Source organism: Acinetobacter sp. NIPH 2100, assembly GCF_000369805.1.
Lineage (GTDB): Bacteria > Pseudomonadota > Gammaproteobacteria > Pseudomonadales > Moraxellaceae > Acinetobacter.
In genome coordinates this window covers 342,827-358,632 of sequence record NZ_KB850224.1, presented here as the reverse complement: position 1 = coordinate 358,632, position 15,806 = coordinate 342,827, and the positions used below count along the sequence as shown (strand labels likewise).

Below are 15,806 nucleotides of genomic sequence, written 5' to 3'. Positions count from 1 at the left end.
AAGTAATCAAATACTGATGCTGTAATGTGTTTTTGTAACAACTGCTTTATTTTTCCACAAAAAAAGGCACCCGAAGGTGCCTTTTAATTCGTTAAAACTTAGAACTGGTCTGAGTTCAACGCTTGACTAAATGCTTGGTCAACTTCACTGAAATCGTTATGAAGTTCAAATTCAGCAGCTTCCGATTCTTGACGACGACGTTCTAAGTGATACGCAAGACCTGTACCAGCAGGGATCAAGCGACCTACAACAACGTTCTCTTTCAAGCCACGTAAGTCATCTTCTTTACCTGTTACAGCCGCTTCAGTTAACACACGTGTTGTTTCCTGGAACGATGCAGCAGAGATGAATGAGTCAGTAGAAAGCGATGCTTTCGTGATACCCATCAACTGACGTTCAAACTTCGCAGGGAACTTGTTCTGAGCCAAGACTGCTTGGTTCTCTTGAACAACGCGGATGTAATCCACTTGCTCGCCTTTGATGAAGCTTGTATCACCGCCATCAGTGATATCAACTTTACGCAACATTTGACGTACAACAACTTCAATGTGCTTATCGTTGATTTTTACACCTTGGAGACGGTAAACGTCTTGAACTTCGTTCACGATGTAGTTGGTTAATGCAACTTCACCTTTTAAACGCAAGATGTCATGTGGGTTTTGTGGACCATCAGAAATGGTTTCACCACGGTTCACATGTTCACCTTCGAACACGTTAATGGTACGCCATTTTGGAATCAATTCTTCGTAGATCTCAGAACCATCATCCGGAGTAATCACTAAGCGGTTCTTACCTTTGGTCTCTTTACCGAAGCTTACAACACCTGATACTTCTGCAAGAATCGCGTGTTCTTTCGGTTTACGTGCTTCAAACAAGTCAGCTACGCGTGGAAGACCACCGGTAATATCACGTGTACGTGAAGTTTCTTGTGGTACACGACCAAGTACATCACCCACACCGATGGTTGCGCCATCGCGAACGGTTACGATCGTGTTCTGTGGTAAGAAGTAGAATTGTTCGCCACCATCTGTTGTATCCAACACAATTGCTGGACGTAAATCTTTACCAGAAGCAGGACGAGCTGTTACAGGTAAGATTTCAACAGTGGTCATACCTGTTGCATCATCTGTCTTAGAGGTTGCAGTTACACCATCAGCGATTTGGCTGAAACGTGCTTTACCCGCAACTTCGGTAACAAGTGGATGTGTATGTGGATCCCAAGTCGCCACGATACCGCCCGCTTCTACAGCTTCGCCATCTTTCAACAAGATGCTCGCACCGTAAGGAAGTTTATAGCGCTCACGCTCACGACCTAAATCATCCGCAATACCAATTTCACCTGAACGTGAAACTGATACCAAGTGACCTTTGGCATGTTGTACAGTTTTCACGTTGTGGAAACGTACAGTACCTTTGTTACGTACTTGAACACTGTTTGCAGCAGACGTTCGGCTTGCAGCACCACCTACGTGGAAGGTACGCATTGTTAACTGTGTACCTGGCTCACCAATTGACTGTGCAGCCATTACACCGACTGATTCACCTGGGTTCACCAAGTGACCACGTGCAAGGTCACGACCATAACAGCGCGCACATACACCGAATGTTGATTCACATGCGATAACTGAACGTACTTTAACTTCATCGACACCCGCTTCTTCAAGCTGAGCAGCGATTTTCTCGTCAATTAAGGTACCGCGTGGAAGTACAACTTCATCATCAGATGCACGACGTACATCTTCAGCAGTTACACGACCCAATACGCGATCGCGTAACGGTTCAATCACGTCACCACCTTGAATGAATGGTGTCATCACTAAACCACCCGCAGTACCACAGTCAGATTCAGTAATGACTAAATCTTGTGCTACGTCTACAAGACGACGAGTCAAGTAACCAGAGTTCGCAGTTTTCAATGCGGTATCGGCCAAACCTTTACGCGCACCGTGTGTTGAAATGAAGTACTGAAGTACGGTCAAACCTTCACGGAAGTTTGCTTTAATCGGAGTTTCAATGATCGAACCATCTGGTTTCGCCATCAAACCACGCATACCAGCAAGCTGACGGATCTGCGCCGCACTACCACGGGCACCCGAGTCAGACATCATATAAATCGAGTTGAATGATTTCTGTTTCTCATCTTCACCTTGTTTGTTTTTAACAAGAGTATAAGACAAGTTATCCATCATCGCTTTCGCAACTTGGTCGTTGGTACGCGCCCAGATATCGACAACTTTGTTATAACGCTCACCCGCAGTTACGAAACCTTGCTCAAACTGTTGTTCGATTTCACGAACTTCGGTTTCAGCTTTATCGATAATCGTATGCTTGGTTGGTGGAATCAACATGTCTTCCATACCAACAGATACACCTGAACGTGTCGCTTGACGGAAGCCCAAATACATCAATTGGTCAGCGAAGATAACAGTATCTTTCAAACCAAGTTTACGGTAGCAAGAGTTGATTAACTTAGAGATGTTTTTCTTGGTCATCTCAAGGTTGATCGATTCAAAGCTTAAACCTTGTGGAACAACTTCCCACAACAAGCAACGACCAGGTGTTGTATCAACAATAATAGTTTGCTTTTCACGCTGACCATTTTCATCGATCACAGTTTGGTGTACACGTACTTTTACGCGTGCATGGATCGCAACTTTACCCGTCGCTAACGCACGGTTAACTTCGTGTGTATCCGCAAACACCATGCCTTCACCTTTGGCATTTACCGCATCACGGGTGATGTAGTAAAGACCCAAGACAACGTCCTGAGAAGGAACGATGATTGGCTCACCATTGGCAGGTGACAAAATGTTGTTGGTTGACATCATCAAGGCACGTGCTTCTAACTGTGCTTCCAATGTCAATGGAACGTGTACCGCCATTTGGTCACCATCGAAGTCGGCGTTAAACGCAGCACATACGAGTGGGTGAAGACGGATCGCTTTACCTTCAATCAAAATAGGTTCAAATGCTTGAAGACCTAAACGGTGAAGTGTTGGCGCACGGTTCAACATCACTGGATGTTGACGAATCACAGATGCAAGAACGTCCCAAACTTCTGGTGTTTCACGCTCAACCATTTTCTTCGCAGCTTTAATGGTTGTAGCCTGACCAGATGCTTGTAGTTTCGCGAAAATAAATGGCTTGAAGAGTTCAAGTGCCATCTTCTTCGGAAGACCACATTGGTGAAGACGTAAAGTAGGACCAACGGTAATTACCGAACGACCAGAATAGTCAACACGCTTACCAAGTAAGTTTTGACGGAAACGACCTTGTTTACCTTTGATCATATCTGCCAAAGATTTCAACGGACGTTTGTTCGAACCAGTAATTGCACGACCACGACGACCGTTATCAAGCAATGCATCAACAGACTCTTGTAACATACGTTTTTCGTTACGTACGATAATGTCTGGTGCAGCCAAGTCGAGAAGACGTTTTAAACGGTTGTTACGGTTAATCACACGACGATATAAATCGTTCAAGTCTGAAGTCGCGAAACGACCACCCTCAAGTGGTACAAGCGGACGTAAGTCTGGTGGAAGTACTGGAAGTACATTCATCACCATCCATTCAGGCTTGTTGTTTGAATCTTTAAAAGCTTCCATCAATTTCAAACGCTTAGACGATTTCTTAAGTTTCGTCTCAGAGGTTGTTTGAGGGATCTCTTCGCGTAAACGCGCAATTTCAGCTTCAAGATCGATATCTTTCAATAGATCCTGAATTGCTTCAGCACCCATCTTCGCAGTGAATTCATCACCGTGTTCTTCAAGTGCATTGTAGTATTCTTCGTCTGTTAAAAGTTGATACTTTTCAAACGGAGTCATACCAGGATCTGTAACAACATAAGATTCGAAATACAATACGCGTTCAATATCACGTAATGTCATATCAAGAAGCAAACCGATACGGCTCGGTAATGATTTCAAGAACCAAATGTGTGCAACTGGAGATGCAAGTTCGATGTGACCCATACGCTCACGACGAACTTTGGCAGTTGTTACTTCAACGCCACATTTTTCACAAATGACACCTTTGTATTTCATACGCTTGTATTTACCACACAAGCATTCGTAATCTTTTACTGGACCAAAAATTTTGGCACAGAACAAACCGTCACGTTCAGGTTTAAAAGTACGGTAGTTAATGGTTTCAGGCTTTTTAACTTCACCGTGAGACCATGACTTAATCATCTCTGGCGACGCAAGACCAATACGGATACGGTCAAATTCAACAGGTGCATGACCTTCTGAATCCGGTTTCTTACGCATGATATCGAGCAAGTCTTTCAATTTTTTTCTCCGTGTGTCGAGGAGCTAAGCTCCCTCGACTGGGTCACAAATATTGTTTTCACTGAAATTATGGAATCTCCCCTAACCCCTCTTTTCAAAGAGGGGAACTTCCCCCTTTAACAAAGGGGGATCGAGGGGGATTTAGTCACCATTTTTCAGTTCAATGTTGATACCTAAAGAACGGATCTCTTTGGTCAATACGTTGAACGATTCAGGCATACCCGGATCCATATAATGGTTACCATCTACAATATTCTTATAGATGCGTGTACGGCCTTCGACGTCATCCGACTTCACAGTGAGCATTTCTTGAAGTGTATATGCGGCACCGTATGCTTCAAGTGCCCATACTTCCATCTCACCAAAACGCTGACCACCGAATTGTGCTTTACCACCAAGCGGCTGTTGAGTAACAAGTGAGTAAGAACCTGTTGAACGTGCATGCATCTTGTCATCAACCAAGTGGTTCAATTTGAGCATGTACATGTAACCTACAGTTACAGGACGATCAAACTGTTCACCTGTACGTCCGTCAAACAATACCGTTTGACCAGTACGTGAAATGTCAGCCAATTCAAGTAAGTCTTTGATTTGGCTTTCTTCAGCACCGTCAAATACAGGTGTTGCCAATGGAACACCAGCACGCAAGTTACCTGAAAGTGCCAAGACTTCTGCATCAGTTAAGCTATCAAGCTCTTCTTGCTCGCCACCTACCTTGTTATAAATCTTGTCTAGGAATTCACGCAGTTCAATCACTGTACGTTGTTCTTTCAACATTTTTTCGATTTTATCGCCAAGACCTTTAGCAGCCATACCCAAGTGAGTCTCAAGAATCTGACCCACGTTCATACGTGAAGGTACGCCCAACGGGTTCAATACGATATCAACTGGTACACCATTGGCATCATGCGGCATGTCTTCAACTGGTAAGATGTTTGATACAACACCTTTGTTACCGTGACGACCCGCCATCTTATCACCAGGCTGGATACGACGTTTTACAGCGAGGTAAACCTTAACAACTTTCAATACGCCAGTTGTTAATTCATCACCTGTAGAAAGTTTACGTTTCTTCTCAGCAAACTTCTCATCAATTTCGTAACTCTTCTCTTTCAAGAAGACTTGAATTTGAGTTAAACGCTCAGCAATCGCTTCATCAGTCGGTTGGATTTCAAGTAAATCAACCAGCTCTAAACCAGACAATACATCTGCAGAAAGTTTATCGCCACGCTTAGTTGAACCACCACCGTTAGACTCTTGACCAGTCAACAAACGAACAATACGTTCACGTGCTGCTTCTTCGAAGATTTTATATTCTTCTTTCAAGTCTTTACGGTATGCATCAAGCTGAGCTTTCTCAATTGCTTGCGCACGTTCATCTTTTTCCAAACCATCACGCGTGAAGACTTGAACGTCAATGACTGTACCTTTAGTACCAGACGGAACGCGTAAAGAAGAGTCTTTAACGTCAGCTGCTTTTTCACCAAAGATTGCGCGAAGTAATTTTTCTTCAGGTGTTAACTGAGTTTCACCTTTAGGCGTTACTTTACCAACTAAGATGTCACCCGCAGTAACTTCAGCACCGATATAAACAATACCAGACTCATCCAGCTTAGACAGTGCAGCTTCACCAACGTTAGGAATATCAGCAGTAATTTCTTCTGCACCCAACTTAGTATCACGCGCTACACATGATAATTCTTGAATGTGAATCGACGTTAAACGGTCTTCTTGAAGTACACGCTCAGAAAGTAAGATCGAGTCTTCGTAGTTATAACCGTTCCATGTCATGAACGCGACGCGCATGTTTTGACCAAGCGCAAGTTCACCCATATCAGTCGATGGACCATCAGCCAAGATATCGCCACGAGCAACTTTGTCGCCCAAGTTTACGATAACGTTTTGGTTGATACATGTATTTTGGTTTGAACGTGTATATTTGATCAGGTTGTAGATATCTACACCCGCTTCACCCGCGATCATTTCATCTTCGTTTACACGAATAACGATACGAGATGCATCTACATATTCAATCGCACCACCACGGTCTGCAATCACACACACACCCGAGTCACGTGCTACGTTTGCTTCCATACCTGTACCAACAAGCGGCTTGTCAGCACGTAAGGTCGGAACAGCCTGACGTTGCATGTTTGAACCCATCAATGCACGGTTCGCATCATCGTGTTCAAGGAATGGAATAAGTGACGCAGCAACAGATACAACCTGCTGAGCAGAAACGTCCATATGTGTTACGCGCTCAGGCGACATACGTACGAATTCACCTTGGTGACGTACAGAAACCATTTCTTCAGTCAAGTTACCATCTTTATCTACAGCAGAATCGGCCTGTGCAATGACAGTACCTACTTCTTCAATCGCAGATAAATATTCAACTGTATCCGTTACACGACCTTCAACAACGCGACGGTATGGTGTTTCCAAGAACCCGAAGTCATTCGCTTTTGCATATACAGAAAGCGAGTTGATCAAACCAATGTTTGGACCTTCAGGCGTTTCAATTGGACATACACGACCGTAGTGAGTTTGATGTACGTCACGTACTTCAAAGCCCGCGCGCTCACGTGTCAAACCACCAGGACCAAGCGCAGATACACGACGTTTGTGTGTAATCTCAGACAATGGGTTGTTTTGGTCCATGAACTGAGACAATTGGCTTGAACCAAAGAATTCTTTGATTGCAGCAGCAACTGGTTTTGCGTTGATTAAATCTTGTGGAGACAAGTTATCAGTTTCTGCTTGGCTTAAACGCTCTTTAACAGCACGTTCAACACGGACTAAACCAACACGGAATTGGTTTTCTGTCATTTCACCAACAGAACGTACACGACGGTTACCTAAGTGATCGATATCGTCGACTTCACCCTTACCGTTACGGATTTCAACCAATGTACGCAGTACATCGATGATATCTTCGTGCGATAAAATACCTTCAACTTCACGAGACTTCTGGTCTGTACCCACTTCGTAAGGACGACCCAAACGACGGTTGAACTTCATACGACCTACTGGAGAAAGGTCATAACGCTCAGAAGAGAAGAACAAGTTGTTGAATAAGTTTTCAGCAGCTTCTTTTGTTGGCGGCTCGCCTGGACGCATTACTTTATAGATTTCAACAAGCGCTTCTTCACGGCCTGTTGTGGTATCTGCACGTAATGTATCAGCAACGAAAGAACCACGATCGATGTCGTTAGTGAACAGGATGTTAAACTGCTTAACACCACCTTCTGCCAACTTCACCATCACTTCATGGCTAAGTACGGTATTCGCAGGAATTACATCACCACTTTTTAGTGTGATATCTTCAGCTGTAATACGCTCATATAAATATTCATCAGGTACAGAAAGCTTCGCTAAATTCGCAGCTTCCATTTGACGTACATGACGTGCATTAATACGTTTACCTTGTTCAACGATTGCTTTGCCATCATTGTCCAAGATATCAAATTGCGCCATTTCACCACGTAAGCGGTCTGGAACGAGGTCAATTTGATAGCTACCCATATCAAGATATACAGGTACTTTTTCGTAGAACAAATTCAAGATTTGTTCATTGCTATAATTTAAAGCACGTAAAATGACAGTTGCCAATAGTTTACGACGACGGTCAATACGTACAAAGACTAAATCTTTGGCATCAAATTCGAAATCTAACCATGAACCACGGTAAGGGATAATACGTGCTGAATACAACACTTTACCGCTTGAGTGGGTTTTACCCTTGTCATGGTCGAAGAATACACCTGGTGAACGGTGTAATTGAGATACGATTACACGCTCAGTACCGTTGATAACGAATGTACCGTTATCTGTCATGAGTGGCATTTCACCCATGTAAACTTCTTGTTCACGAACGTCTTTAATTGACTTCGTTTCGCGATCTTTAATGATCAAACGAATTTTTACGCGCATTGGTGCCGCATAAGTTGAACCACGTAAAATACATTCACGCACGTCAAACTCTGGCTTACCAAGACTATACTCAACAAATTCTAAAGCAGCATTGCCAGAATAACTTTCAATAGGAAAAACTGAACGAAATGCGGCTTGGAGACCGATATCTTCGCGATTTTTTGGAGTTTTACCACCTTGTAAGAAAGTACGGTACGAATCGACCTGAATCGAAAGTAAGTACGGTGCTTCCATTACGTGGGGCAATTTACCAAAATTCTTACGAATCCGTTTCTTTTCGGTATATGAGTATGCCATCTGGAGTCCTCGGAAAGTAAACTAAACCCGCCTGCAGAACGGGTTTAGAAGGAATTACGCAGGCCGATATGGCCACCACTGTTTACAAATGCTGCAATTTTTAGTGGTATTAAAACGCTTAACAATATTTTTATAAGCAAAAAAATATTGGTAAGCGTTTGATATTATGTTGTTTGTTTGAATTTTATGCGCAAAAAACGCAAAACTAACAAAAAACGAGCCGATTATTGTAACGCAAAAAGGCTGATGACCCAAGAGCCATCAGCCATTTTTTGGAGCCGATTTTCAAAAAATCGACTCCCTACAGAATTACTTAAGTGTAACTGTAGCACCAGCTTCTTCAAGCTTCTTCTTAAGCTCTTCGCCTTCTTCTTTAGAAACGCCTTCCTTAAGAACAGCAGGAGCGCCTTCAACAAGATCTTTAGCTTCTTTAAGACCAAGGCCAGTAGCTTCACGAACTGCTTTAATTACAGCAACTTTGTTAGCACCGAAAGAAGTCAACTCTACGTTGAATTCAGTTTGTTCTTCAACAGCAGCAGCAGCTGGACCAGCAGCAACAGCTACAGCAGCAGCAGATACGTTGAATTTTTCTTCGAAAGCAGAAATAAGTTCAACAAGCTCAAGAACAGTTTTTTCAGCAACTGCGTTTAAGATTTCTTCGTTTGTTAAAGCCATGAGAGTAACTCCAAATGGATATTGAATGGTGTGAAAGTAGATTTAAGCTTAAGCAGCTTCTGACCCGTTTTTCTCTTGAAGCGCTGTAAGTAAGCGACCCAATTTCGAAATAGGAGCTTGAAGAACAGAGGCAAGCATAGTAAGCGCTTTTTCTTGGTTCGGAAGATTCGCGATAACGCTAACGTCAGCACCTTGATAAAGTTTGCCTTCAAATGCAGCAGCCTTTAATTCAAATGCTTTATTAGTTTTAGCAAATTCTTCGAACAAGCGTGCAGCTGCACCCATGTCATCTTCAGAAGTTGAGAATGCTAAGATTGTTGGACCAACAAGGTCATCATTCAAGATAGCGAATGGCGTATCTTGAAGAGCGCGCTTAGCTAAAGTATTACGTACAACACGTGTAGCAACACCTAGTTTACGAGCTTCAACACGAAGAGCAGTTAATTGCTCAACGGTTAAACCTTGGTAGTCAGCAACAACGGCAGCGAACGCTGTAGAAGCAATTTCACTTACTTCAGCAACGATCTGTTTTTTGCCTTCGATAAGAAGAGCCATTGTAAAACCTCCTAACGGTGATTTATGCACTCATACGAGCACACTCCCAATTCGTAAGCCTTATTCAGACTTACACGCGGAGGAGCAACAAATCACACCACCGCGTCTACTCAGACTGGATTATTAAGAAGATCTTCTAAAAAGAATCACTTCGCCTGAGGTCTTTGACGCTGATAAACATTCATTTATCAATTCAAAGTTTGCTTAGATTTTTTCAACGAAAAAATCTAAGGCTTCAAAATTCTTTCTAATTACTTAGAAACGTTGCTTACGTCAACGATCAAACCAGGACCCATCGTAGAGCTCAAAGTGATCTTTTTAACGTATACACCTTTAGAAGTTGCAGGCTTTAACTTTTTCAAGTCTGCAATTAAAGTTTCAACGTTTTGACGTACAGCTTCTTCGCTAAAGCCAAGTTGGCCGATCGCAGCGTGGATGATACCCGCTTTGTCTACACGGTAACGTGCTTGACCAGATTTAGCATTCTTAACCGCGTTAGCAACATCAGGAGTTACTGTACCCACTTTAGGGTTTGGCATTAAGCCACGTGGACCAAGAATTGTACCAAGCTTACCAACAACGCGCATTGCATCAGGAGCAGCAATCACGACGTCGAAATCAAGGTTTCCACCTTGAATGCTTTCAGCAAGGTCATCAAAACCAACGATATCAGCACCAGCAGCTTTCGCAGCTTCTGCAGCAGCACCTTGAGCAAATACTGCAACACGTACAGTTTTACCAGTACCCGCAGGTAAAGTTGTAGCACCACGAACAACCTGATCAGATTTACGTGGGTCTACACCAAGATTTACAGCGATATCTAAAGATTCTTTGAACTTCGCAGCTGGAAGGCTGTTAAGAACTTGTACTGCTTCTTCCAAAGTATAAACTTTGTTTGCTTCAACAGCAGCAGCAATGGCTTTCTGACGTTTAGTTAACTTTGCCATGTCTTATAGCTCCACTTCCAAGCCCATAGAACGTGCAGAACCAGCGATGGTACGAACACGAGCGTCTAAATCAGCACCAGTTAAGTCTGGTTCTTTAGTAGTCGCAATTTCTTCTAACTGAGCACGAGTCAACTTACCAACTTTAGTTTTGTTCGGTATAGAAGAACCCTTTTGAATACCAGCAGCTTTCTTAAGAAGAATAGATGCAGGTGGAGTTTTCATGATGAAAGTGAACGACTTATCGTTGTACACAGTGATCACGACAGGAATTGGCAAACCAACTTCAAGTTTTTGTGTAGCAGCATTGAATTCTTTACAGAATGCCATGATGTTTACACCACGTTGACCTAAAGCAGGACCAATTGGTGGAGATGGATTTGCTTTACCAGCTGGGACTTGCAGCTTGATATAGCCGTCAATCTTCTTAGCCATTGAAAATTACCTCTGGGTACAGACGCCGTTAGGCTCCCCAAAAATTAAACAACACCGAAGTGTTAGAACAACAATGCCCGATCAAATCGGGCGCTTCTCAACCTATTCAGATTAAACTGTTTTTTCGACTTGTCGAAACTCGAGTTCAACCTGAGTTGGTCGATTAAATACATTAATCGTCAACGTTAAACGTGACTTTTCGTATAGTACTTCCTCCACGACCCCTTTAAAGTCTGTGAACGGACCATCTATAACGAGCAATTCTTCGCCTGGTTCAAACATCGTCTTAGGACGAGGTGCTTCACCTGTATTGCGTACACGGGCAAGGATCGCATCAGCTTCACGTTGTGAAATCGGAGCTGGTTTCTCTGGTGTACCACCAATAAAACCTAGAACCTTTGGACACTCTTTTACGATATGCCAAGTATCATCATTCATTTCCATTTCGACTAACACATAGCCAGGAAAGAATTTACGTTCAGACTTACGCTTCTTACCATCCTTCATTTCCACTACTTCTTCAGTAGGGACAAGGACTTCACCAAAGCTTTCAGCAACAGTACTACGCTGAATTCGATCATTAAGCGAACGCATCACTTGTTTTTCAAAGCCTGAATAGGCATGAATAATATACCAACGTTTCATCGCGTTCTTACCCAATAATTAACTTAATAAACCAACCTAAGCCGTAGTCGAAACACCATAAAACCAATGATGCAACAAGTACAACCAAAAGAACTTGCCACGATGTCGTGAGCGTCTCTTGTTTTGTTGGCCAGGTCACTCGACGCAGTTCAATTCGCGCATCTTGTAATAAACGCACAAAGCCTTTGCCTTGATGGGTGGCGTATAATAAACCTAAAGCGACTACGATACAAGCCAAAATCACCCCAACACGCACCCAAATATCATTTGCTGGTGCCCAATAGGCAGGTAAATGCTGGTTTACCAATGCTGAACCGACCAATAAAGCTATAGCAATCAACCACAAGACAACATCTAGCGGTGAACCAGAACTTACAACTTCTGCAACATTATTTCTTTGAGGGATTGGCGCGTCGCTTAATGCGTCACGCGATTTATCATTCGACATTTTTTTACTCGTCGTAGAATTCGCGACTTATTATATGACAACTTAGCCAGAATTAAGCTTTTTTATTAAAAAAAAGTGGCAGGCCAGGAGGGACTCGAACCCCCAACATTCGGTTTTGGAGACCGACGCTCTACCAATTGAACTACTGACCTAACGTACAAATCGAAAGCCGGAGCTTTCGATTTGAGTGTAACACACGGTATTGGGCTTATGCAGTTACTTTAGCAACAACACCAGCACCTACAGTACGACCACCTTCACGGATCGCAAAACGTAGACCTGGGTCCATTGCGATCGGGTGAATTAATTCTACTGACATCTCAACGTTGTCACCAGGCATTACCATTTCTACGCCATCTTGCAATTTGATCGCGCCAGTTACGTCAGTTGTACGGAAGTAGAACTGTGGACGGTAACCGTTAAGGAATGGAGTATGACGACCACCTTCTTCTTTAGAAAGTACGTATACTTCTGCATCGAATTTAGTGTGCGGCTTGATTGTACCTGGTTTAGCAAGTACTTGACCACGTTGTACATCTTCACGCTTAGTACCACGAAGAAGAACACCACAGTTCTCGCCTGCACGACCTTCGTCAAGCAATTTACGGAACATTTCTACGCCAGTTACAGTTGTCTTAACCGTATCTTTGATACCTACGATTTCAACTTCTTCACCAACTTTTACGATACCAGCTTCTACACGACCAGTTACTACTGTACCACGGCCTGAGATAGAGAATACGTCTTCGATTGGCATCAAGAATGCTTTATCGATAGCACGTTCTGGCTCTGGAATGTAAGAATCAAGTGCAGCAACTAAATCGATTACAGCTTTCTCGCCATAAGGACCGTCGTTACCGTTTAATGCTTGAAGCGCTGAACCACGGATGATTGGAGTATCATCACCTGGGAAGTCATAAGTAGAAAGAAGTTCACGAACTTCCATTTCTACTAATTCAAGTAATTCTTCATCATCAACAAGGTCACACTTGTTCAAGAATACGATGATGTAAGGTACACCAACCTGACGTGAAAGAAGGATGTGTTCACGAGTTTGTGGCATTGGACCATCAGTCGCAGCACATACAAGGATCGCGCCGTCCATCTGAGCAGCACCAGTAATCATGTTTTTAACATAATCGGCGTGGCCCGGGCAGTCTACGTGAGCGTAGTGACGGATTGGAGAATCGTATTCTACGTGTGAAGTATTAATTGTAATACCACGTGCTTTTTCTTCAGGAGCTGAGTCGATTTGTGAGTAATCTTTCGCTTCACCGCCGTAAGTTTTTGCACAGATCGTTGCAATTGCAGCAGTTAAAGTTGTTTTACCATGGTCAACGTGACCAATTGTACCCACGTTTACGTGTGGTTTATTACGTTCAAACTTAGCCTTAGCCATTTGATTCTCCTCGTTTACGTCGACACAAGTTTAGAGAAAAACAACCCTGAAAAACCTTACTTATCGACAATCGCCTAAAAAACTAGACACCCAATACTTGAAAAGCAGACTATAATAGCCTGCTTCTTTAAAATCTGTAGAAATTCTACTAAGTTTTATATCTGGAGCTCTTATCGAGATTTGAACTCGAGACCTCTCCCTTACCAAGGGAGTGCTCTACCACTGAGCTATAAGAGCGACATCTTCGATGGAGCGGGAGACGAGGGTCGAACTCGCGACATGCAGCTTGGAAGGCTGCCACTCTACCAACTGAGTTACTCCCGCATATTGGTATTTACCACTTCTATCGAAGTTAGATGGTGGTGAGAGAAGGATTCGAACCTTCGAAACTTTCGTAGCAGAGTTACAGTCTGCCCCCTTTGGCCGCTCGGGAATCTCACCATATCACACTTACACAGTGCTGTTCTTTACACTATACTACCACACTTTTAAGATGGTGCCGGCACACGGATTCGAACTGTGGACCTACTGATTACAAGTCAGTTGCTCTACCAACTGAGCTATGCCGGCTCTTTCTTAGTGTTTCGTACGTTTCGTATCGGAACGGTGTGCAGTTTAGCAAAACTCTGAATCGATGCAAGTGCTTTTTTCAAAAAAATCGCTAAAAACTCATAAAATCAATCCGTTTGACGATAATTCAACCGCTTTGATCACTGCGCGAGCTTTTATTTGGGTTTCATTCCACTCAGACTCAGGATTTGAGTCCGCAACCAGCCCCGCTCCAGCCTGTACATAGACTTTTTTATCACGAATAACGCAGGTACGGATCGCAATTGACATGTCCATTTCACCATGCCAGCCTAAATATCCAACAGCTCCACCAAATACACCACGTTTTACGGGTTCAACTTCATCAATAATTTCCATGGCACGAATTTTTGGTGCACCTGAAAGTGTCCCTGCTGGGAATGTCGCTTTAAAAACATCTAAAGCATCGACATCATCACGAACTTCACCTTGCACATTGGAGACAATATGCATCACATGCGAATAGCGCTCGATCACCATACGATCAGTGACTTGTACTTTCCCGATTTTAGAGACACGCCCCACATCATTACGGCCTAGATCAATCAACATGAGATGTTCGGCAATCTCTTTTTCATCTGTGAGCAAATCTTGTTCCAAAGCAAGATCTTCTTCTTTGGTTTTACCACGTGGTCGCGTCCCCGCTAATGGACGCACCGTCGCAATCCCATTTTCCAGACGAGATAAGATTTCTGGTGATGAACCGACAATATGAAATGGTTTTTTATCACCTAGAGTTTGGCCTTGCACCAAAAACAAATACGGCGATGGATTTAAATGACGTAGCGCACGATACACCTGCAAAGCTTCACCATCAAAGTCAGATACCATACGTTGACCAGGCACAACCTGCATCACATCGCCTGCACGGATGTATTCCTTCACCTTCTCCACCGTTTCTAGAAATTTTTCCTTTCCTGTAATCGATTCAAAATGTGGCGCAGTATGTGGTTTTGCTTGTAGGCTGACAGGTGTCGCCAGTAATTGTTCAAGTTGATCTAGCTTCTGCTGAGCCTTGTGATAAGCATCAGGCTGACTCGCATCGGCATGATGAATTAAAAATAAGGTATCTTTCAAATTATCAAAAACGATCACTGTTTGAGACAGCATTAACCACAGATCAGGCAGCGTCACAGGATCGGCAGTCGGTACATTTTTCAGTTTTGGTTCAATATACCGCACAGCGTCATAGCCCAAATAACCCACTAAACCACCAGTAAAATTAGGTAAATCGGGTAATTCTATCTGCGTAGGCACCTTGAATTGGCTTTGAAACTCTCGAATATATTGAAATGGATCAGTGCAATCTTGCTGAGTCACGGCACCATCTGCGTGCTGAATGGTGAGTACGCCTGCATTGCAGGAAAAAACAGTAGACTCACCTAAACCAATCATGGAGTAGCGCGCCCAGTTTTCCCCACCTTCGACAGACTCAAATAGATAAGCTTGTTTGTGGTGTTTAAAACGTGCAAAAACTGAAAGTGGCGTTTCAGTATCCGCTAAACGTTGGCGATACACAGGAACAGTGTTATAGCCTGCTGATTTTAATTGCTCAAATTGTACTAAAGTGGTCATGAATCATCTCTATGGTTTTT

Annotated in this window: 10 protein-coding genes and 5 tRNA genes; all 15 read right to left on the bottom strand. The window is 43.2% G+C overall.

All coding sequences use genetic code 11. The annotated features are described in order from the left end of the window. Positions 1 to 98: 98 nt before the first annotated feature. Positions 99 to 4,292: a DNA-directed RNA polymerase subunit beta' gene (rpoC, locus tag F887_RS16190; protein ID WP_005291357.1), complete on the bottom strand. Its 4,194-nt coding sequence runs from the start codon at positions 4,290 to 4,292 to the stop codon at positions 99 to 101. Positions 4,293 to 4,433: 141 nt separating this feature from the next. Continuing rightward, positions 4,434 to 8,522 (bottom strand): DNA-directed RNA polymerase subunit beta, encoded by a 4,089-nt coding sequence (gene rpoB, locus F887_RS16195; RefSeq protein ID WP_005291355.1) that lies wholly within the window; start codon positions 8,520 to 8,522, stop codon positions 4,434 to 4,436. Positions 8,523 to 8,831: 309 nt separating this feature from the next. Next, positions 8,832 to 9,197: a 50S ribosomal protein L7/L12 gene (gene rplL / locus F887_RS16200; protein WP_004802232.1), complete on the bottom strand. Its 366-nt coding sequence runs from the start codon at positions 9,195 to 9,197 to the stop codon at positions 8,832 to 8,834. A gap of 48 nt (positions 9,198 to 9,245) precedes the next feature. Then, positions 9,246 to 9,752 (bottom strand): 50S ribosomal protein L10, encoded by a 507-nt coding sequence (gene rplJ / locus F887_RS16205; RefSeq protein ID WP_005291352.1) that lies wholly within the window; start codon positions 9,750 to 9,752, stop codon positions 9,246 to 9,248. A 251-nt stretch (positions 9,753 to 10,003) separates the two neighbouring features. Continuing rightward, positions 10,004 to 10,699 (bottom strand): 50S ribosomal protein L1, encoded by a 696-nt coding sequence (gene rplA, locus F887_RS16210; RefSeq protein WP_004656290.1) that lies wholly within the window; start codon positions 10,697 to 10,699, stop codon positions 10,004 to 10,006. Between the two features lie 3 nt (positions 10,700 to 10,702). Then, positions 10,703 to 11,131, bottom strand: coding sequence for a 50S ribosomal protein L11 (gene rplK, locus F887_RS16215; RefSeq protein ID WP_005291350.1), 429 nt, complete (start codon positions 11,129 to 11,131; stop codon positions 10,703 to 10,705). Between the two features lie 111 nt (positions 11,132 to 11,242). Continuing rightward, positions 11,243 to 11,776, bottom strand: a complete 534-nt coding sequence (gene nusG, locus F887_RS16220; protein WP_005154809.1) for a transcription termination/antitermination protein NusG — start codon at positions 11,774 to 11,776, stop codon at positions 11,243 to 11,245. Positions 11,777 to 11,783: 7 nt separating this feature from the next. Further along, positions 11,784 to 12,224, bottom strand: coding sequence for a preprotein translocase subunit SecE (secE, locus tag F887_RS16225; protein ID WP_005291348.1), 441 nt, complete (start codon positions 12,222 to 12,224; stop codon positions 11,784 to 11,786). Between the two features lie 76 nt (positions 12,225 to 12,300). Beyond that, positions 12,301 to 12,376, bottom strand: a tRNA-Trp gene (locus tag F887_RS16230). 56 nt (positions 12,377 to 12,432) lie between these two features. Then, complete coding sequence (gene tuf, locus F887_RS16235) at positions 12,433 to 13,623, bottom strand: elongation factor Tu (protein ID WP_004802222.1); 1,191 nt, start codon at positions 13,621 to 13,623, stop codon at positions 12,433 to 12,435. 162 nt (positions 13,624 to 13,785) lie between these two features. Beyond that, positions 13,786 to 13,860, bottom strand: a tRNA-Thr gene (locus tag F887_RS16240). An 11-nt stretch (positions 13,861 to 13,871) separates the two neighbouring features. Then, positions 13,872 to 13,947, bottom strand: a tRNA-Gly gene (locus F887_RS16245). A gap of 33 nt (positions 13,948 to 13,980) precedes the next feature. Then, positions 13,981 to 14,064 (bottom strand) — tRNA-Tyr (locus F887_RS16250). A 53-nt stretch (positions 14,065 to 14,117) separates the two neighbouring features. Then, positions 14,118 to 14,193, bottom strand: a tRNA-Thr gene (locus tag F887_RS16255). A gap of 99 nt (positions 14,194 to 14,292) precedes the next feature. Further along, complete coding sequence (gene trpE, locus F887_RS16260; RefSeq protein WP_005291346.1) at positions 14,293 to 15,786, bottom strand: anthranilate synthase component I; 1,494 nt, start codon at positions 15,784 to 15,786, stop codon at positions 14,293 to 14,295. Between the last annotated feature and the right edge of the window lie 20 nt (positions 15,787 to 15,806).

Excerpts from the sequence above, each read along its gene's own strand:
- trpE (WP_005291346.1), bottom strand. The coding sequence starts at position 15,786 with ATGACCACTTTAGTACAATTTGAGCAATTAAAATCAGCAGGCTATAAC.
- tuf (WP_004802222.1), bottom strand. The coding sequence starts at position 13,623 with ATGGCTAAGGCTAAGTTTGAACGTAATAAACCACACGTAAACGTGGGT.
- rplA (WP_004656290.1), bottom strand. The coding sequence starts at position 10,699 with ATGGCAAAGTTAACTAAACGTCAGAAAGCCATTGCTGCTGCTGTTGAA.
- nusG (WP_005154809.1), bottom strand. The coding sequence starts at position 11,776 with ATGAAACGTTGGTATATTATTCATGCCTATTCAGGCTTTGAAAAACAA.
- rplK (WP_005291350.1), bottom strand. The coding sequence starts at position 11,131 with ATGGCTAAGAAGATTGACGGCTATATCAAGCTGCAAGTCCCAGCTGGT.
- rpoB (WP_005291355.1), bottom strand. The coding sequence starts at position 8,522 with ATGGCATACTCATATACCGAAAAGAAACGGATTCGTAAGAATTTTGGT.
- rplJ (WP_005291352.1), bottom strand. The coding sequence starts at position 9,752 with ATGGCTCTTCTTATCGAAGGCAAAAAACAGATCGTTGCTGAAGTAAGT.
- secE (WP_005291348.1), bottom strand. The coding sequence starts at position 12,224 with ATGTCGAATGATAAATCGCGTGACGCATTAAGCGACGCGCCAATCCCT.
- rplL (WP_004802232.1), bottom strand. The coding sequence starts at position 9,197 with ATGGCTTTAACAAACGAAGAAATCTTAAACGCAGTTGCTGAAAAAACT.